This window comes from Flavipsychrobacter sp. (assembly GCA_041392855.1).
GTDB lineage: Bacteria > Bacteroidota > Bacteroidia > Chitinophagales > Chitinophagaceae > UBA5543.
In genome coordinates, this window is sequence record JAWKLD010000001.1 from 2,753,503 (window position 1) to 2,774,217 (window position 20,715).

The window sequence follows — 20,715 nt, forward strand, 5'->3', positions numbered from 1 at the left end:
AGATTTTGATGTAAAGTAAAAGAAAATCTTTATACGGCTATTGTTAAGAGGTTATAAAAGGCATAGTTACATCCTGTATCTTTATTTGTATTCTTTAAGAAGTAATTATGGCAGTACCTACAATAAAGACATTAGGCGAACTCAAAAAATCGGGCTACAAACCCAAGAAGGTAAAGGAAGAAGTAAGGGAAAACTTAATAAAACGTATTCAGGAAAAAGATACACCCTTTAAAGGTATCATTGGCTATGAAGATACCGTGATACCTGATGTAGAGCGTGCATTGTTATCACGGCACAATATATTGTTCTTAGGCCTACGTGGGCAGGCTAAAACAAAGATGGCCAGAGAGATGGTGAATCTATTGGATGAGTGGGTACCTGTAGTAGATGGTAGTGACATAAACGATGACCCATTTGCACCCATTTCTTCTTACGCCCGAAAACTAATTGAAGAAAAAGGAGATGATACACCAATAAGATGGTTGCACAGAGGTGAGCGTTATGGAGAAAAACTAGCAACGCCTGATGTGTCTGTTGCAGACCTGATAGGCGATGTAGACCCGATAAAAGCAGCGAATCTAAGATTGAGTTTTGCAGACGAGGAGGTGATACACTACGGTATCATACCACGCTCTCATAGAGGCATATTTGTGATAAATGAATTGCCCGATCTACAAGCACGTATACAGGTTTCTCTGTTCAATATTTTACAAGAGGGAGATATACAGATACGCGGTTTCAAACTAAGGATGCCTCTAGATATACTCTTTGTATTCACTGCCAATCCCGAGGATTATACCAATCGTGGTAGCATAGTGACACCGCTAAAAGATAGAATAGAAAGCCAAATCATAACCCACTATCCTAAGTCGGTAGCTATATCGCGTACTATAACAGAGCAGGAAGCCAATGTGTTGCAAGAGCAAACGGAGAAAGTATTTGTGCCCGAGCTGTGTAGCCTATTGATAGAGCAATTGGCAATGGAGGCGCGTAGTAGTGAGTATGTAGATCAGAAGAGTGGTGTATCTGCAAGACTTACAATAGCAGCTTATGAAAATTTAGTGAGTACGGCAGAGCGCAGAGCATTGAAAACAGGAGCTGAAAATACTTGGGTGCGCTTAGCAGATTTTGTAGGGGTAGTGCCATCCATAACGGGTAAGGTAGAGTTGGTATATGAAGGAGAACAGGAAGGTGCTATGAATGTAGCTTATAGGATGTTAGGTCAGGCTATCCGTTCGTTATTCACACAATATTTCCCCGACCCTCAAACCTTCAAAAAGGCAGGTCGCTCTCCTGAGGGAGCTAAGCCCAAACCTAATCCGTACCAGCCGGTGATAGACTGGTTTGGTAAAGGCAATGATCTATTAATGGTACAAGATGAAGATGATAATGCCTACAGGGATAATCTTTATAAAGTAGACGGTTTGTATAGTGCGGTGAAGCAATTTTATCCTGATACGGAGAAAGAAGAAGTTCTTTTATTGATGGAGTTTATGTTGCATGGTTTATCTGAATACTCTCTGATAAGTAAAAAAGGCATAGAAGGTGGAGGATATAATTTTGGAGATATATTGGGTAGCATGATGAATATGGATTTTGATGGTGAAGAAGAGGAATATTAAAGCAAAGAATAAATAATAGATAGCGATGATGAATATCATCGCTATTTTTGTGGGGTAATGAGAGATTTTTCAACAGAAATAACCTATAAAACAGCACGTAGTGGAGGCAAGGGCGGTCAGAATGTAAATAAAGTAGAAACTGCTGTTGAGGCTTTGTGGCTGGTAGCTTCGTCTCAGTTTTTTTCTGAGGAGGAGAAAGAATTGATAACAGCTAAGCTGGGCAACCGTATGAATAAAGAGGGCTACCTACTGGTAAAAAGTACGGAGAGCAGGTCGCAGCTAGAGAACAAGCAAATAGCGTTGAAGAAGATGTTGGCACTCGTAGATAAGAGTTTGGTAATACCTAAGAAACGTAAGCCCACCAAGATATCGAAAGCGGCAAAAGAAAAGCGCTTGGAATACAAGCGCCAAAAATCATTAAAAAAAGAGATGCGTAAAAAAGACTGGTAGTCTGTTATCTGGCATCAAAGTCTATCGTTACTTTATCTGTAGTAGGATGGCTCTGGCAAGTTAATACAAAGCCATTTTCGATCTCGTCTTTTTCTAAGGCATAGTTTACCTCCATATCTACACTGCCTTCTGTTACTTTAGCACGGCAAGTACAGCATACCCCACCTTTACAAGCATAAGGTAGGTCAGCACCATTTTTTAATGCAGCATCCAGTATAGTGTCCCCATTATATGCTAGGTCCATCTCAAAAGTAGTGCCATCCAAACGGATACTTACCTTACTCATTTTCCCGTCGTCAGCTTTGTGCTCTTCAGCCCATTGCTTATGGGTAGCGTTTTGCTGATCGGGTGATGTAAATAGCTCAATATGAACATCGCTTTCTGTCATGCCTTGTTCTACCAATTGCTTGCGTACAGAAAGCAACATGTCTTCTGGCCCGCAAATAAAGGCTTCGTCAACTGTAGCTATATCAATTAATGTATCGCAAAACTCACTACATTTTTCAGCAGTGATACGACCATTGAACATCGGTACATCCATCAGCTCTCTACTTAGTACATGATAAACACGAAGGCGCTGCATGTATCTATTTTTAAGGGCTTCTATCTCCTCACGAAATATGATGGTGTTCTTACTTTTGTTGCCATAAACTAAGGTGAAGGTACTTTTGTCGTCGCCTTCAAGTGTCGCCTTCATCAGGCTAAGTATCGGCGTTATACCACTACCTGCAGCAAAGGCTAAGTAGTTTTTCTTATCCAGTTCTTTTTTGGCAGAGAAGTTGCCCATAGGGGGCATGGTTTCCAACACATCGCCTACTTTAAGCTCTTCGTTGGCATAGGTAGAGAAACGACCATTTGGTACTTTCTTTATGGCTACCCTTAACTCTCCATCATTAGGTCCGGCACATATAGAATATGAACGACGCACCTCTTCCCCATTAATATCTTTCTTGAAAGTAAGATATTGACCGGGCGTAAAACCAAAGTTGGCTACCTGTCCCTCGCTTAATTTAAACGATACAGACACACAATCTTCTGTTTCTTTTCTAATATCTAAAACACTTAGTTCATGAAATTTTGGTACTGCCATTACTATCTAGGTATTAAAATTGAGTCGTAAAGCTAAATAAAATAAGGTATCCATTTTATGATAATAGTTAGGTTTATAGCATACTTTCCAGATCGTCCTTGCGGAGCATGGTAAATATCTTTTTACCGCTAGGAGTATATTCAGGTTGAGCGCAAGCAAATAGCTCGTCAATAAGCAATTGTTGCATTTCAGCCTGGTGCATGGCCTCTTGGTTGCGAGATAGGCGTTTGGCCATATTAGCCAATAATGTATCTTGTCTTTTGCCTACAGCATCGTCCGATTCGTGTTTTAACTGATCTATCACTTCGTCCAGCACATTTTTCTCTTCACCACTAGGCAGCCCTGTAGGCAACCCTTGCACTACAAAAGTGTTTTTGCCAAAGGGAGAAATATCAAAACCTATCTTAGATAGGTCAGCCAGCACTTCATTGAGTAGTATGGCATCCTGAGGTGGAAGCTCTAAAGATACAGGGAAGAGTAATTGCTGAGAAGGTGTACTGCCTTCATTCCATTGCTCTAATAGTCGCTCGTACCAAATACGTTCTTGTGCCCTGCGTATATGTATCAGCATCATTCCCGATTTGACGGTGGTGACAAGATAAGCGCCTTGTACTAAAAGAATATTATGTTCTGAATTGACAGGCAAGCCACTATCGCCACTCAAAATAGAGGTTTGTTGTTGCACATTAGGCTCTTGATGCAGCTCTTCGCTAGGCTGCTCTGCAGATTCCTGTGCAATTTGATAAAGGTTTTTCCATTGTTTAAGGCTATCCTTTTTTTCAATGAAATGTGCCTGCCCCTTATTAGTAAAGGTATTGTATAGATAACCTTTTGTAGTTTGTTCTGTTTGCTCCTCAGTCTTGGGTAGTTGTACCGAAGGGAGTTCCTGTATTTCAGGATTTAGGGTGAAGTCTAAAGAAGGGGCGATGTTGTATTTTGCCAAAGAATGCTTTACGGCAGCATTCAGATAGGCGTACATCATACGGTCATCCTCAAATTTCACTTCTTGTTTTGTAGGGTGTACGTTCACATCTACCCTTGCAGGGTCTACTTCTAAGAAAAGTACGTAGAACGGGAAAGCTTCCTTTTCTATCAACCCTTCGTAAGCATTCACTACAGCATGGTGTAGGTATGGGCTACGAATAAAACGATCATTGATAAAGAAAAACTGCATGCCTCTTGTGCGCGTAGCAGCTTTAGGCATACCTACAAAACCGCTAATGTTCAGCAAGTCTGTTTTCTCTTCCAGCGGTACCAGATTCTTTTGGTAAGTATTGCCCAGTAGTCCTACTATCCTTGTTTTAAGGTTACCCGCTTCAAGATGGTATTGTTCTTTATCATTGTGAAACAAACGGAAGGCAACATCAGGATGTGCCAAAGCTACTCTGGTAAACTCATCAATAATATGCCTGAACTCGGTAGCATTACTTTTAAGGAAATGCCTTCTCGCTGGTACGTTGAAGAAGAGGTTTTTGATAGATATAGAAGTGCCGTCTGTTGTAGCGCATGGCTCTTGCGATTTCACTTCTGTACCTTCTATTACGATATGAGTGCCTACATCACTATCCCTGGTTTTGGTCTTTAGCTCTACCTGTGCTACTGCGGCAACAGAGGCTAAGGCTTCTCCCCTAAAACCCATTGTACGTATAGAAAATAGGTCTTCTATGTTTCTGATCTTAGAAGTGGCGTGCCGCTCAAAAGCCATACGCGCGTCGGTAGCGCTCATGCCACAACCGTTGTCCACTATCTGTATCAGCTCCTTGCCGGCATCCTTTACGATCAATTGTATATCAGTCGCACCCGCATCTATGGCGTTCTCTAACAACTCCTTCACAGCAGAAGACGGTCTTTGGATCACCTCTCCTGCAGCTATTTGGTTAGCTATATGGTCAGATAATAATTGTATTATGTCAGGCACCTTCCCTTTTTTTTGATCGCAAAAGCGAAGGTAGCAAATTGCTTTTTTTAACAAGAAATGTAGTTATAAAATGTTTTAGCGTTTCAGCCTTGTCTACATTAGGTTATATTTGTGAACATGATAATGCGAAAGGCTTTTCTCGGTTTATTGGTAGGGGTATTGTTTACTTCATTAGGTGTGCAGGCGCAAGATGCATTGCAAAAAGCTTTGCATCAAAAGCAATGGGTGGATAGTGTATATCAGCAACTGAGCCTTGAGGAGCGCATTGGGCAACTGTTTATGGTAGCGGCCTATTCAGGGGGTAAAAACTACAATGAAGAGCAAATAAAAAAACTTGTAGCAGCCAATCAGGTAGGTGGTTTGATATTTATGCAAGGCACACCAGAAGCACAAGCGGAGCAAAACAATGCTTACCAAACAATGTCTAAAGTGCCGTTATTAATAGGTATGGATGCAGAGTGGGGCTTGGGCATGCGCTTGACGGGTGTGAAAGATATGCCCAAGCAGATGATGGTAGGAGCTACAGAGGATACATCTTTGGCATACCGACTTGGTGCTGCCATTGCTTACCAATGTAAGCGTATGGGTGTGCATATCAATTTTGGCCCTGTAGTGGATGTAAACAATAACCCTAGGAACCCCATTATAAACGCACGTGCTTATGGTGAGGATAAGTATAAAGTGGCTAGTATGGGTATTGCCTACATGCGTGGTCTGCAAGACTATGGCATAATGGCTTGTGCTAAGCACTTCCCGGGTCATGGAGATACAGAGACGGATTCTCATAAAGACCTCCCTACTATAAAAAAGTCGATAACACAGCTCGAAGCATTAGAACTATATCCTTTCCGACAACTAATAGGTGCTGGAGTGCAATCGATGATGGTAGCGCATTTAGATGTTCCTGCACTAGAAACAGAACCTCATATACCTACTACATTATCAAAAAATACGATAAGCACTCTATTAAAAGAGCGAATGGGTTTTAATGGTCTTGTTTTTACAGATGCCCTTAATATGCAAGGTGTAGCTAAATACTTTGAGCCGGGTGATGTAGACCTCAGAGCTTTCTTGGCAGGTAATGATGTGTTGCTGTTCTCGCAAAATGTGCCTGTGGCCATTAGCAAGATCAAAGCAGCTATTGCCGAAGGCAAGGTAAGTGAGGAAGAGTTGGAAAGAAGAGTAAGAAAAATATTGACAGCTAAGTATAGAGCAGGATTGTATAGCTGGCAACCTGTAGTAGCAGAAAATGCTACAGCGGACTTGAATAGATATACGGACGCATTGGAGTATCAGATCGCTATTTCTTCTGTTACCTTATTGAGAGATATGGGAGGTATGCGTACCCGTATTGCCAGAAAGGAAGAGAAAGTAGGTTATGTAGGTATTAACGCTAATAGCGCTACAACCCTCTATAAACAGCTAAAGCTGGAGTTGGGTACTGTAGCAGAAGCGTACCTGCCAAAGGGGGGTAGCGATGCTAAGGCAATGCAGGTGATCAACAGAAGCGATATTGTTGTGGTTGCTGTACATAATATGAGTTTTTACCCGACAAAAGGTAACGACTATGGTTTGGATACCCGACAAATGAACTTCTTAAAGCAGATACAAAAAGATAAAAAAGTAGTATTGGTCTTACTGGGCAACCCTTATTTACTACAGCATTTCTGCGATTTTGAGAATATCCTAGTTACTTATGAGGATAATAAAAGCACAGAGGAAGTAGCTGCTACTACCTTGTTGAAAATTACATCGCCCAAAGGTGCTTTACCTGTTAGTCCTTGCAATACATTGAGGGCAGGCACACAAATAAAAATTATTACACCTTCTGCAGAGGATGTAAAAAAAAAGCTAGATAGAGCTGGCAACCTTCAAGACAAAACCTTGTTTGTAGATGAGGCAGGTGTCGTAAATTCCGCAGCGCTTGATGAGTTAAGCATGTTCTTGCAAAGGTCAGTGGCTGATGGTGCCTTTCCTGGTTGTCAAGTCTTTGCTGCCAAAGATGGAAAGATATTATTCAATAGAGCGTATGGTTATCAAGATGTCTACAAAAAGCGTAGAGTGGAAACGAGTACGGTGTATGATGTAGCTTCTTTGACCAAAGTACTTTCTACTACACTAGCCGTAATGCGCCTCTATGAGCAAAAGCGATTAGACCTTAATAAACGTTTGGTAGATTACCTGCCTTGGGTAAAGGGAACAGATAAGGCTAACCTTCGGATAAAGAATTTGCTACTGCACCAAGCAGGCTTGAAGAGCTGGATACCTTTTTATAAAGAAACATTGGACTCATTAGGCGATTTAAGAGCCGACCTGTATAGACCGATAGGAGATAATACGTTCGGTATATTGGTAGCAGAAAATTTGTACCTGCGTAGCGACTATGCAGATAGCATATGGAATATCATATTGACCACACCTTTAGAAAACCAAGGTAAGTATGTATATAGTGATCTGGACTTTTACTTTTTAGCCAAAATTGTAGAAAAACTAACCAACCAGCCTCTTGATGTGTATATGGAGCAAAACTTCTACAAACCTATGGGGCTAACAACAATGACCTATCGCCCTTTGAAAAAAATAAAAAAAGAAAACATTGCGCCTACTGAGAATGATATTGTTTTCCGTAGACAAACGGTACATGGCTTTGTGCACGACCCGGGCGCGGCTATGTTTGGTGGTGTGGCTGGGCATGCTGGTTTGTTTGCTACAGCAGAGGATGTAGGAATAGTATTTCAAATGTTGCTCAACGGTGGTGTTTATAACGGTGTTCGCTTTTTTCAAAAATCGACAATAGACTATTTCTCTGCATACAATTCTACATTGAGCAGAAGGGGGTTAGGTTTTGATAAACCTAAAGCGGAGCGGAATGATGCCGGACCAACAGGAGATAGAGTTAGTGGTTATGCCTATGGTCATCAGGGTTTTACTGGCACTTGTGCTTGGGCTGATCCAGCTACTGGTGTCGTATTTGTTTTTCTTAGCAATAGAGTTAACCCTTCGGCTACCAACTGGAAGATCAACCAAAAAAGTGTTCGTACCAAGGCACAAGATTATATATATGAGTCCTTAGGTATTCCTATCAATAGAGATAGGCCAATGGTAAAAAGGCAACAGTTAAAATAACTGCGGGTTAATATCCCCCTTTTTATACCCCTATAGTTTTATTTATTTTAACAGAATTTGTTTTCTGTACTTATTAATTACATTAATATTTGTCATACTAATGTAATGACCTCATGCAAAAAACAATCCTACTCCTAGTCCTATTATGCCTTACCATTACAGCAGAGGCACAAACATATACCATCAAGGGGTCAGTTTCAGACACAGTTAATCTCAATCCGCTACAGAATGCCGCTATTACTTTGCTCAGGGCAGAAGACTCGGTATTGGCCACATTCGCAAGAGCTAAATCCGATGGAACATTCGCACTGGAAGTAAAAGACAAAGGGAAGTATTTGCTCATGGTTACCTTCCCGAGCTTTGCAGACTATATAGATGTTATTAATGTAACTAAGCCTGCTACTAATGTAGGTGAATTACCGATGGTTTCTCGTACACACTTGCTGAAAGAGTTTGTACTTACCGACCAGTATGCAGCCATAAAAGTAAAAGGTGATACCATAGAATATGTAGCGGATAGTTTTAAAGTAAGGGACAATGCTACAGTAGAGTCACTTCTGAAAAAACTACCTGGTATACAAGTAGATAAGGATGGTAAAATAATGGCACAAGGTACAGAAGTGCAAAAGCTATTGGTAGACGGGGAGGAGTTTTTTACAGACGACCCCGCAGTAGTGTCTAAAAGTTTAGGCGCTAAGGCTGTTAATAAAGTGCAGGTATACGATAAGAAAAGTGACGAGGCAGAGTTTACAGGTATAGACGATGGAGAGCGCACCAAAACAATAAACCTTGAGTTGAAGGAGAATATGAAGAAAGGATACTTCGGCAAGATAAAAGCCGGAGGTGGTGCAGGAGATCTACAAAACTATTTTGAGAACCAAGCCATGATCAATTCCTTCAAAGGCAAGCGAAAGCTATCTGCTTTTGGCATCATGGCCAATACAGGTACCATAGGTTTGGGTTGGGAAGATCAAGATAAGTTTAATGCAGGAGGAGGTAATACCAGTGTTGGGGATGATGGGTCGATAACAACATATTACAGCAGTGATGATTTTGAAAGTTGGGATGGACAATATAACGGTAGAGGCTACCCAAGAGCTTGGACAGGTGGGCTGCACTACTCGAATAAATGGAACGAGGATAAACATCATGTAGCAGGTAATTATCGCTATGCAAAACAAGATATAGAGACGGTAAACAATACTATTACGGAAAAAATATTACAAGATTCTGCCCTGTACGAAACACAGACAAGCAATTCGTTTAAAACAGGAAATAGAAACAGGATAAGTGCCTTATATGAGTTGAAGGTAGATAGCCTGTCAGATATTAGGGTAAACGCTACCGTGAATAGAACAGAGAATTTGAGGAACTCTGAAACGAACCAAAACACAAGGGATGCATCTGGCAATGAGATAAATAGCAACAATACAAAAACCAGAAGCGAAGGACTGACAACACAGATCAATAGCTCTTTGATGTATCGTAAAAAGTTTAAGAAAGATAGGCGAACTATCACCGTGAGCTTGTCAGAAAACTACCAAGAGCGAACAGGAGATATCTTATTGAACTCATTAATAAAATACGCTAATCTTTCAGCACGTAACGATACGTTTGATCAGAAAAAAAGGAATGAGGATAAGAATATTTCTTTGACAGGTTATGCCAGCTATACAGAGCCGTTATCTAAATATCTATCATTAAGCCTTAGCTATCGACTAAACGTAACGAATAATAGTGCAGAACGAAATACATTTAGTAAAAGTGCACCGTTTTCTGATTCTTATGACCAGTTGGATTCTATCTTTAGTAGTAATTACGCCTTCAATATTACTACACATACCGGGTCTACCTTTTTAAGGTATAGCTACAAGAAGAAATTGAATGCCTCAATTGGAGGATCTATAGCTCGTGCCAATTTTTTACAAGACAACTTAATGACCGATACTTCTCGTAGATATTCATTTACCAACTTTTTCCCGTCGGCAAGTATCAGATATAATATTCAAAAACAAACCAGAGTAAGTTTAAGCTATAATGGTCGTACTAGACAACCTTCGTTAGAACAAATACAACCATTACAAAACAATATAGATCCACTCAACCAATCAATTGGTAATCCTGGTTTGAATCAGGAGTTCAGCCATAGCATCAATGCCAACTTCTCTGACTACAAAGTATTCTCCGGAAGACATATCTGGATGTATGCTTATTTCAATGTAGTGGATAATGCCATTAGCCGTTCGCAAACGATTGACTCTTTGGGTAGAACTACCTATCAGTACGTTAATTTGGATGGTAACTATAATGGTAGCGCCAGTATCAACGTAGGTAAGCGTATCAGAAAACTGAATACACAAATAGGAGGGCGTACAAGAGTAAGTTTATCAAAAGCGAATAACCTTGTAAATGGGGTAAAAAATGCGAGTAACTATAACTCCTACTCCGTGAATGCATATGCCAACTATGAGTCGAAAGATGAAAAGATAATGGTATCCTTAGGTGTAGGTCCTAGCTATAATGATAACTCTTCTTCTATCAGCACACAGGTAACTAGCTACTGGTCGGTCAACTATAATTTTGATGCTTCATACGAGTTCCCATTCAAGTTAAGGATAGGTTCTGATTTTGATTGGTCGGTAAGGGAGCAAACGGCTGTATTTGATAGAAACAACAATGTCTTCCGTTGGAATGCATATATCAGTCAGCGTTTCCTGAAAAACGATCAACTAGAACTAAGAGCTTCGGTCTTCGATATTTTGAATCAAAACCTTGGTTTTACACGTAATGCAAGTAACAACTATGTAACAGAGCAAAGCTATAATACGATACGTAGATATGGTATGTTATCCCTTACTTGGAACTTTACAAAAACAGCTATGGGAGCAACACCTGAAAATGATGCAGCATCAATGATAATTAAGAAAAACTAGTATAGCATGAAACACACTATAAACATATTTGTTCTATTGCTGATTAGTATTGCTGCATTTGGTCAGCATACCTATCAGGGCAAAATAGAGTACGAAAGAAAGACCAACCTGAAAAGGGTAATAGAGGATATGGAGGATGACAATAAGGAATGGATTGAGCGTATAAGGGATAAAATCCCAACGCATAATGTTCGTTATTATGATTTGAACTTTACTACCAAGCATAGCATCTACAAGCCGGGAAGAGAGCCAGAGAAACCGTTTAATATGTGGTTTGCCCGCTCTCCTGCAAATGAGAACGAAGTGTATACAGATTTTACGACGAGTCGAGTGACGGCACGTAAGCATATATATGAGGAGAAGTTTTTGGTGAAAGACTCTGCCAGAAAAATAGAATGGAAAGTGATGGACGAGATCAGGATGATCGCCAATTATAAATGCAGAAAAGCAGTGGGTAGAATATGTGACTCTGTATATGTAATCGCATTCTATACCGATGATATCATGGTGAGTGGTGGCCCTGAAATGTTTGGAGGTTTACCCGGTATGATATTGGAGATAGCCATACCAAGATTGCATACTACCTGGATAGCAACACAAGTAAGTGTACAACCAGAAGAAGATGCTTTTAAAGTGCCTAAAAAAGGCAAGGAAGTAACCCAGAAGGAAATGTATACTATGATAAGCACAAGTCTGGAACGGTGGGGCAACTATGCTTATAAGGCCATTTGGTGGTCGATGTTATAAAGCAAAAAAGCCAGCAAGTTTTTGCTGGCTTTTTTATGTATGTGGTTAATTACCCGATAGCATTTTTCAGATCTTCTATCAAGTCGTCTATATCTTCAATACCTACACTAAGTCTAATTAAAGAATCGGTAAGACCATTTTTGATGCGCTCTTCTCTTGGAATAGCCGCATGTGTCATAGTTGGTGGGTGACCGATTAATGACTCGACACCACCAAGCGATTCCGCTAGTGTAAATAGTTTTGTCTTCTTCAATATTTCAGTAGCTGCTTCAATAGTATCTTCTTTCAAAGTGAAAGAGATCATACCACCAAAGTCGCGCATTTGTTTTTTCGCTGTTGCATGACCAGGATGGTTTTCAAAACCATGCCATAATACTTTGTCGATCTTTGGTTGTGTTAATAACCACTCTGCAATGGCTTTACCATTTTCACAATGGCGCTGCATGCGAATGTGTAGTGTTTTAATGCCACGAAGTACCAACCAGCTATCGTGAGGGCCAGGTACAGCTCCACAACTGTTTTGTATAAATGCCAAACGCTCTTGAAGGCTATCATCATTTACGATCAATGCGCCTAAAACCACATCAGAGTGACCGCCCAAATATTTAGTGGCAGAGTGCAAAACGATGTCAGCACCATGGTCTATCGGGTTTTGTAAATATGGAGACGCGAATGTGTTATCTACAAGTAGAATAAGGTTGTGCTCCTTAGCTATTTTAGAGCAGGCAGCTATATCCACAATGTTTAGCATTGGGTTGGTTGGTGTTTCCGCCCATATCATTTTAGTATTGTCATTGATATACCCACGAATGTTTTCCGGGTCGTTCATATCAATGAAGTGGAACTTGATACCGTAGTTGACAAATACCTTTGTCATGATACGATAAGAACCACCGTATAGATCGTTAGCTACAATCACCTCATCGCCGGGAGATAGTAGTTTGATGGCAGCATCGGCAGCAGCCATACCACTACCAAAGCATAGGCCATGTTTTCCATTCTCGCAGGCGGCAAGTGCCTTCTCTAGAGCATGACGAGTAGGGTTTTGTGTACGAGAATACTCATATCCTTTATGGTCGCCAGGTGCAGCCTGCACGTAGGTAGATGTTTGGTAAATAGGTGTCATGATAGCCCCGGTAGTTGGGTCTGGTTCTACACCTGCATGTATTAGCTTAGTAGCTATTTTGTAATTTTTGTTATCCATTTTAAATATCTTTTGCCGTGTGCAAAGGTATTATTTGTAATAGATTTACAAACCGATAGTAGGTGATATATTTGTATTGTATGTATAAGTGCATAATGGCAAGTAGAATAACTAACTTTGAGTATGGAGAATTCGCACGTTAGGCAGGATGGTAATTTAAGTCCGCAGGATCGTGAATATGAGAATAGTATACGCCCCCAGTCTATAGATGACTTTTCGGGGCAGCCTAAGCTTGTAGAGAACATCCGCATTTTTATAAAAGCGGCCAACCTGCGTGGCGAAGCGTTGGACCATATGTTGTTTCATGGCCCTCCGGGTTTGGGCAAAACAACGCTATCAAGAATTGTGGCCAATGAGCTAGGGGTAAACATAAAAGAAACAAGTGGCCCTGTAATAGAAAAGCCCGCTGACCTAGCAGGGCTACTCACTAGCCTTGAAGATAGGGATGTACTTTTTATAGACGAGATACATAGGCTAAGCACTGTAGTAGAAGAGTATCTATATGCGGCTATGGAGGATTTTAAGATAGACATCATGATAGACACAGGTCCTGCTGCCCGTTCTATAGAGATCAATTTGAATCCTTTTACGCTGGTAGGCGCTACCACGCGTTCCGGTTTGTTGACCTCACCATTATTAAGCCGTTTTGGTATCAAGTCGCGTTTAGAATATTATAATGCTGAGGTACTACAACGTATTGTGATGCGCTCTGCCAATTTGCTGAATGTGAAGATAACCTCCGATGCAGCAATGGCTATTGCTAGTAGGAGTAGAGGCACACCACGTATCTCTAATTCTTTGTTGCGCCGTATGCGCGATTTTGCACAAGTATTGGGCAATGGCGTAATTGATCTTGGTATTGTGGATCATGGCTTGAAAGCCCTGAATGTAGATGAGAACGGACTGGATGATATGGATAATAAGATACTTTCTACGCTGATCGAAAAGTTTAAAGGTGGGCCAGCAGGTATCAATAATATTGCAGCGGCTGTGGGTGAAGAGTCTGGTACTTTGGAAGAGGTCTATGAGCCATTCTTAATACAGGAAGGCTATTTGATACGCACACCAAGAGGTAGAGAAGCAACAGAAAAAGCTTATAAACATTTAGGACGTACAGGATTTAGAGGTGCAGATAATTCTTTGTTTTAAAAAGCGGTGTCTAAAAGCTTTTTTACAAACATCTCCCAACTGTATTTTTTCTTTTCTTCTATCAGGTTTTGTTCCATGTTAGGGATGCCTTCAGTATAGAATTTTAGAATAGCATCTGCTATAGCGGTAGGGTCTATTGCTGTAACAAAACCAACTTTACCATCTGGTACTATTTCGGGTAGTCCGCCTACATTGGTGACCACCATTGGTTTCTCAAAATGGTAGGCAATTTGTGTGATGCCACTTTGTGTAGCTGTACGATAGGGTTGTACTACCAAGTCTGCTGCACTGAAATAATAACGTACATCACTATTGGGAATAAATTCCGTAAGCATATGTACATTACTCAGCTGATGCTTATCGATAATGTCTGTATATAGTTCTTTATCGCTATAGTATTCTCCTGCTACTATCAGTTCAATTCTTGCAGTCTTGATACGCTCATCATTCATGGCTTCAAGCAAAATATCCAAGCCTTTATACTTTCTTATAAATCCGAAGAAAAGAATGTATTTCTTGTCGGCATTGAGGTTTATTTTTTTGCAGGCTTCTTCTTTTGCAACAGGGTGACCAAAGTTGTCGTAAGTGGGGTGTGGGTGAAACTGCTTAGGTTTATCTCTGGCTATTTCGTTCAAGTCTTTCAATACTTGCTCACTCATAGTAATGAATGACTGTACGGGCTTGATAAAGTAGTTGGTGAATTGTTTATCGCCGGGTCTTTTTTCGTGAGGGTTGATGTTGTCGGCGATGCATAATATCCTAGTATGGTTGTTTTTTCTTACTCTACGAAGTATAGTGCCTAGGCAAGGTCCCATAAAAGGCAACCAGTAGCGCACAATAATAAGGTCATACCTTTCTTTCTTTAGCCTGTTGCCAACGCTTATCCAGTTAAAAGGATTTACAGAGTTGATAATAGAATGTATAGTGAGTTTTTCAGGAGCTGGCTCATCGGTATACTGTGTAGTGCCAGGAAAAAGAAAAGAAGGATACTGTAAGGAGAAAGAGTAGTTCACTGCCTCGTGCCCTTGGTTGATCAGTTCCAAAGCAAGTCTCTCGTCATATGTTGCCAAGCCTCCACGCAAGGGGTGTGCCGGACCAATGATGGCTACTCTCATTTAAATAATGCTTTAAAATCTACTTGTGCTTTTTGGTAGTCTTCAGGTATGCCTATGTCAATAAAATAAGCATCGCTGGCATAGCAAAATAAGGTTTTGTCTACAACAAACGTTTCCAGATAATCTTTCTCAAAAGAATATTTAGTAGGTAACTGTTTTGTAGCAATGTAGTTTTTGTTGATGATGTAAACACCTCCATTTATGTAACCTTCCGTTTGCTTTTTCTTTTCTTCGAAAGAAGAGATACAGCCCTTATCATCAAAATTTACTACACCATATCTGTCGAAGTCATACATCTTTTTCAACGCAAGTGATGTTCCCGCGTTGTTAGCAATATGCACCTTCAACATATCTTGTAGAGGTACTTGAAACATGGTATCACCATTCAGCACCACAACATTTTCCTCCGTAGCTTTACTTAGGGCATAGCTAATGCCTCCGCCTGTGCCCAAAGGTTCTTCTTCTATCACATAATCTATACTAAATGGAAGCTCTTTATCCTTGATCCAATCGAGTACTACCTCACTTTTGAATCCGAGAGAGAGTATTACTTTGGTGCAATTTTGCTGTTTAAGATATTGTAGTAAGTAATACAGGAATGGCTGTCCGTTGACCTCTGCCATGCATTTAGGGTAAGCCCCAATAACACTTTGTAGCCTTGTACCTAAACCACCTGCAAGTATAATACACTCCATACTTATTATATACTCCAGCTATACAGCCCGTGTTCTGTAAATTGATAATTCTTAAACTCTCCGCCAAAAGTAGCTAAGGCTTCTTTCACTGCATAACGTGTATTGGCAGGACAATAAAACATCATAAAACCACCACCACCTGCACCGCTGATCTTTCCTCCTGTTGCACCTGCTTTAATAGCAGTATCGTATATCTTGTCAATGGCAGGATTGGAGATGCCACTCGCCATTTGTTTTTTAAACTTAAAACCGTAGTCTAGTATGGAACCTATCTTATCGATCTCCCCTTTCAGCAAGGCTTCTTTCATCATCTTAGCTTGCTCCTTTAGTTGGTGCATCGCTTCGATGGATTTTTCATTTTTGTCTTTCACATTTTTGGTCTGTGCTTCTATGATAGTAGAAGACAGGCGACTGGTAGATGTGAAATACAACAATAAATTATTTTCCAGCTCAAAAAGGTAACGTCTCTTTATTCTTAAAGGATTAACGATCACACGATTGCCTTCATAAAACTCCATAAAGTTGACCCCACCAAAAGTAGCCGCATATTGGTCTTGCTTGCCACCAGCCATATCCAGTTCTTCACGTTCTATCTTGTAGGATAAATGTGCAATGTCATATTCGCCTAACGGAAGTTGCAACCACTCTGTAAAAGCACCAAGAATAGCTACCATAAGTGTAGAAGAACTACCTAAGCCAGAGCCTGCAGGTGCATCTACAAAAGTAGTCAGCTTAAAGCCGCTACTCATTTCGCCATAGGTGGCTACAAGATTGTTATAAACACCTTTGGCAAGATCTAGTTGGCCATCAATAGGTAGCTTGTTTGTTTTATCATAGGTTACGGATTCTCCTCTGTCTGTAGCTACGATAGTTATGTTGTTATCATCAGTTAGTTCTATACTGGCATGAGCATAAAGAGATATAGTAGCGTTAAGAATATTGCCACCAAACATATCACAGTAAGGGCTCACATCGGTACCACCTCCGGCTAAACCTAAACGCAAGGGCGCTTTACTTCTATAGATCATCTACTAGTTGGTTGTATTAAGACTTAGCCTTAAAAGTAAGTAAGTTCTACGGATTAATTAAAAGCTAATCATTTTGCACCTATGCGTGCAAGAAGGTGAAATAGTATAATGCCTAAAAGGCCGCCAACGCTATCCGCAAGTGTGTCCATACTGTCTTGCGCCCGCCCGGGTATGTAGTGCCCTTGAATATACTCTACAAGCCAGCCAACAAATATGGTAATGACAAGCAGTATAAAGGCATAAGTAATACTCTTAGTAGGTGAGGCACAGAGCCACAGAAAAGAAAAGGCGCCGAATAGCACCATATGTGCCCATTTGTCTGCTAAGGGTATATTGATATCGGGTATATCGTTGCCGGGCAAAAAGCATAGTATAAAAATAAGCAAGGTCCACAGTATAGCTGCAAACCTTGCTTTTTTCTTATATGGGGAGTTTTCTGAAAATAACTGCCACATATGTATTAATGCTATTAACCTACTAAGTCCTGATAAGCTGCAGCGTCCATTAGACCGTCCAGATCAGCAACGTTGTTTACTTTCATTTTTATCATCCAGCCTTCACCATAAGGATCCTTATTTACATTTTCAGGATTACCTTCTAACTCTGCGTTTACTTCAGTTACCGTTCCTGCAACTGGTAAGAAAAGGTCAGAAACTGTTTTTACAGCTTCTACTGTACCAAAAACATCGTTTTCAGCTAGTTCTTGTCCTTCAGTATCTACGTCCACAAAAACGATATCACCAAGTTCACTCTGTGCAAAGTCAGTAATACCAACAGTAGCTACATCGCCTTCTAGTTTTACCCATTCGTGGTCTTTTGTGTATTTCAGATTGTCTGGAAATTGCATAATCTTATTATTTGCCATAAAAATAGAGTAAAAAACCTAATGATTATAATCATTAGATAGTATTTAATTATACGGCATTTTATATAATATGTACACTCGTGTGCAGCCCATCCTGCTATGGGGTAATATGACAGTATTGTTACTCATGTTTGTTGCTTTTTAGTCGTTAGCATAGATATAGGGCATTAATACCAATTTAATCCAACCATTTATTGCAAATTATTGTCTACATGTTAATAACGACATACTATATTTTAAAACTATTTTATATGAAGCGCCTTCTACACATTTTAGCTATTGCGCTTATTGTTGTCTCCTATAGTGGAGTAGCAATAGGGCAAACGCAAACAAACTTAGCCCTTTCAGCGGTTGCCTCACATTCGGGAGGTGGTCAAACAGCCTTCAACTTCGGGCCGGATGAATATAATGATGGTGTGATCAGCAACTGTGGAAGCCAGCCATGGGGTTGGGTGAGTACCAATGGGTGGATAGAATATACATGGACTACACCCCAGCTGGTAGGTAAAGTTATTTTCTATAAGGATAATAGACCTATGAGAACTTGTACTATTCAGTATTGGGATGGTACACAGTTTCAAAACATCATGAACTATAATAACAATGTCACTTGTATTGACTCTGTTACTTTCCCTACAGTTACCACTACACGCCTGCGTTTCACAGGTGTAGGAGGTAGCAGTAACCCAAACCATAGAGAAATTGAAGTGTATTCTGGTATTATACCTTGTACCGGTACGCCTGTTACTTCTGTAGATGCCCCATCGCAAGTATGTCCTAACAGACCTTTTGTACTTGCTTTAAACGGTTTGCAGATCACTTCTGGTTTAAGCTTTAACTGGGAATATTCAGATAACAATGCTGCTTCTTGGCAGAGCTTCCCGGGAACGGCAACTGCTATTGGTGGCAAAATTATAGATTCAATAACGGCTCCAAGATGGTATCGTTGTACGGTAACTTGTCTTAGCTCTAACCAAACTTACCAAACACCTGTATATCGTGTGGGGGTTTCTCCTTTCTATTTTTGCTATTGCTTATCGCAAGCAAAAACAACTAAGGGTATTGACATTGGTAATGTAACGGTGATCAGCTCACAGTCGGGCGATATATTGATGAATAATGGTAATCCATTACCTAGTGTAGCTAATAGCGCAGCTAGCAAAGCATATACAGAATACAGTTATCAAGTGCAGCCATTCTCTATGTATAGAGATAGTTCTTATGAGTTTAGAATTACAGAGATGACCTCTGGTCCTACATTTGAGTCGGCTATTGTTACAGCATTTATCGACTTCAATAGAGACGGTGTATATGATACCTCTAAGCTAGCTGGTGAGCGCATCTTTACAGAAGCTATATTGGGCACTAACAATCCTCGTGAACTGGTAGTTGCTAAAATGGTGGTACCTTCTGATGCAAAAATAGGTTTAACTGGTATGCGTATCATATTAGGTAAACAAGAAGCAGCAACTGCTTGTGACTCTGTAGTAGTAGACGGAGAGGTTGAAGATTATATTGTAAGAATTGACTATCGCCCTTGCGATGGTCCTATAACAACAGGTACTGTTAGCATTTCTGATACGGCGCTTTGTCCTGCTTATGATTATGTAGTAACTGGTATGGAGTATGAGCAAGAGCGTTCAGGCTTTGATAGAAACTGGCAGGTGTCTGCTGATAATATCAATTGGTTCACTACACCAAACGATGCTAATAAAGACACTATTCAAAGAATATTTACCGGTCAGCCTTTATACTATCGTTTGCGTGCTGTATGTCCGCCTACGGATGACACTACCTACTCAGCAGCTAAATTTATAAATGCTAAGGATGGTTATAAGTGCTATTGCTTTAGTAAAGCAACTGGTGGTAGTCAAACCGATAGTAGTGATATAGGTGGTATTACAATTGGGGACTTCAATACAAATGCAGGAGGCCCGCATGTATTAAACCCGAAGGCAACTAAGCCTAGAACTGATTATACAGATATCAAACCACTAGAATTCTTTACTGATAGTGTTTACAAATTTACTGTATACCATACATTACCTGTGATACAACATGGAGATGCTAAGATCACCGTATTTGTAGACTTTAATAACAACAAACAATACGATATCCCTGATGAGCGTATTTTTACAGGCTTTACAAGTGTGGGTGGTCATACATTAGTTGATAAGATGCAAATACCATACAATGTGATCACAGATGTGCCTACAGGTATGCGTTTTATATTGAATAACGAAGTAGGTCCAAACGTTCCTTCTGATGAGGCTTGTGGAGGCTATGCTTCAGGAGAAACAGAAGATGTTATGGTAATCTTCCGTAGAAGATTCCCAACAACAATTGGCAATGTAGTTGGTAAGTTGGATGGCTTCGGATTATACCCTAACCCTACTACTGGTAAATTCCATGTACAGTTTGATACGCCAAATAAAATTGCTGAAATAAAACTACGTATTACAAACGTTACAGGTCAGCAAGTATTTGAAGCAACATACACACATAATGGTGGTACATTCAACCAAGCATTAAGCCTGGAAGGCAAGCCTAGTGGAGTGTATTTTGTAGAAATGCAGGCCGATGGACAGAAGCTGCTTAAGAAGCTGATAGTAGAGTAGATATTAGCTATTAATTAATATAAAAAGGGGTAAAAAGCAATTTTTACCCCTTTTTAATTGTGAATGTTACACTAATCATAAAATTTCGGTATATTCATGTCGATTTTATCATATAATAGATATATATTTATTGCCCGACTAAATTCGGGCCAACT

Annotated in this window: 15 protein-coding genes; 7 read left to right on the forward strand and 8 right to left on the reverse strand. The window is 40.2% G+C overall.

Features of this window, described 5'->3' with window-relative positions; genetic code table 11:
• Positions 1 to 107 precede the first annotated feature (107 nt).
• Both R2800_12720 and arfB read left to right on the forward strand, forming a co-directional pair.
• Positions 108 to 1,622 (forward strand): sigma 54-interacting transcriptional regulator, encoded by a 1,515-nt coding sequence (locus R2800_12720; GenBank protein MEZ5017913.1) that lies wholly within the window; start codon positions 108 to 110, stop codon positions 1,620 to 1,622.
• Positions 1,623 to 1,679: 57 nt separating this feature from the next.
• Complete coding sequence (gene arfB / locus R2800_12725) at positions 1,680 to 2,072, forward strand: alternative ribosome rescue aminoacyl-tRNA hydrolase ArfB (protein MEZ5017914.1); 393 nt, start codon at positions 1,680 to 1,682, stop codon at positions 2,070 to 2,072.
• A gap of 4 nt (positions 2,073 to 2,076) precedes the next feature.
• Here arfB and paaE read toward each other — a convergent pair whose 3' ends face one another.
• Positions 2,077 to 3,162 carry a 1,2-phenylacetyl-CoA epoxidase subunit PaaE gene (paaE, locus tag R2800_12730; GenBank protein MEZ5017915.1) on the reverse strand — a complete coding sequence of 362 codons (1,086 nt, stop codon included), beginning with the start codon at positions 3,160 to 3,162 and terminating at the stop codon, positions 2,077 to 2,079.
• A 73-nt stretch (positions 3,163 to 3,235) separates the two neighbouring features.
• The gene (gene mutL, locus R2800_12735) at positions 3,236 to 5,080 is read right to left on the reverse strand and encodes a DNA mismatch repair endonuclease MutL (GenBank protein ID MEZ5017916.1); all 1,845 of its coding nucleotides are present in this window, start codon (positions 5,078 to 5,080) and stop codon (positions 3,236 to 3,238) included.
• Positions 5,081 to 5,197: 117 nt separating this feature from the next.
• On the opposite strand from mutL, the gene R2800_12740 reads away from it, so the two are divergent.
• From R2800_12740 to R2800_12750, 3 genes are all read left to right on the forward strand, one after another.
• On the forward strand, positions 5,198 to 8,206 hold the full coding sequence (locus R2800_12740) for a glycoside hydrolase family 3 N-terminal domain-containing protein (GenBank protein ID MEZ5017917.1): 3,009 nt from the start codon (positions 5,198 to 5,200) through the stop codon (positions 8,204 to 8,206).
• 113 nt (positions 8,207 to 8,319) lie between these two features.
• Positions 8,320 to 11,139 carry a TonB-dependent receptor gene (locus tag R2800_12745; GenBank protein MEZ5017918.1) on the forward strand — a complete coding sequence of 940 codons (2,820 nt, stop codon included), beginning with the start codon at positions 8,320 to 8,322 and terminating at the stop codon, positions 11,137 to 11,139.
• Positions 11,140 to 11,145: 6 nt separating this feature from the next.
• Entirely contained in the window at positions 11,146 to 11,886 is a 741-nt protein-coding gene (locus R2800_12750) for a GLPGLI family protein (protein MEZ5017919.1), read from the forward strand.
• Positions 11,887 to 11,935: 49 nt separating this feature from the next.
• Here the strand turns inward: R2800_12750 and R2800_12755 are convergent, their stop codons facing one another.
• A complete protein-coding gene (locus tag R2800_12755) occupies positions 11,936 to 13,090 on the reverse strand; it encodes a cystathionine gamma-synthase (GenBank protein ID MEZ5017920.1) in 1,155 nt (384 codons plus the stop codon).
• Positions 13,091 to 13,213: 123 nt separating this feature from the next.
• Between R2800_12755 and ruvB the strand changes: the two genes are divergently transcribed.
• Positions 13,214 to 14,239, forward strand: a complete 1,026-nt coding sequence (ruvB, locus tag R2800_12760; protein ID MEZ5017921.1) for a Holliday junction branch migration DNA helicase RuvB — start codon at positions 13,214 to 13,216, stop codon at positions 14,237 to 14,239.
• Here the strand turns inward: ruvB and R2800_12765 are convergent.
• The 5 genes from R2800_12765 to gcvH all read right to left on the reverse strand — a co-directional run bounded on the left by R2800_12765 (position 14,236) and on the right by gcvH (position 17,924).
• Positions 14,236 to 15,354 (reverse strand): glycosyltransferase, encoded by a 1,119-nt coding sequence (locus tag R2800_12765; protein MEZ5017922.1) that lies wholly within the window; start codon positions 15,352 to 15,354, stop codon positions 14,236 to 14,238. The genes ruvB and R2800_12765 overlap by 4 nt on opposite strands.
• Positions 15,351 to 16,049: a nucleotidyltransferase family protein gene (locus tag R2800_12770; GenBank protein MEZ5017923.1), complete on the reverse strand. Its 699-nt coding sequence runs from the start codon at positions 16,047 to 16,049 to the stop codon at positions 15,351 to 15,353. The genes R2800_12765 and R2800_12770 overlap by 4 nt, the downstream gene beginning before the upstream one ends.
• 5 nt (positions 16,050 to 16,054) lie before the next feature.
• Positions 16,055 to 17,077, reverse strand: a complete 1,023-nt coding sequence (locus R2800_12775; protein MEZ5017924.1) for a dehydrogenase — start codon at positions 17,075 to 17,077, stop codon at positions 16,055 to 16,057.
• A 68-nt stretch (positions 17,078 to 17,145) separates the two neighbouring features.
• Positions 17,146 to 17,532 carry a VanZ family protein gene (locus tag R2800_12780; GenBank protein ID MEZ5017925.1) on the reverse strand — a complete coding sequence of 129 codons (387 nt, stop codon included), beginning with the start codon at positions 17,530 to 17,532 and terminating at the stop codon, positions 17,146 to 17,148.
• Between the two features lie 14 nt (positions 17,533 to 17,546).
• Positions 17,547 to 17,924, reverse strand: a complete 378-nt coding sequence (gene gcvH, locus R2800_12785) for a glycine cleavage system protein GcvH (protein MEZ5017926.1) — start codon at positions 17,922 to 17,924, stop codon at positions 17,547 to 17,549.
• Positions 17,925 to 18,193: 269 nt separating this feature from the next.
• On the opposite strand from gcvH, the gene R2800_12790 reads away from it, so the two are divergent.
• A complete protein-coding gene (locus R2800_12790; protein MEZ5017927.1) occupies positions 18,194 to 20,560 on the forward strand; it encodes a T9SS type A sorting domain-containing protein in 2,367 nt (788 codons plus the stop codon).
• Positions 20,561 to 20,715 lie beyond the last annotated feature (155 nt).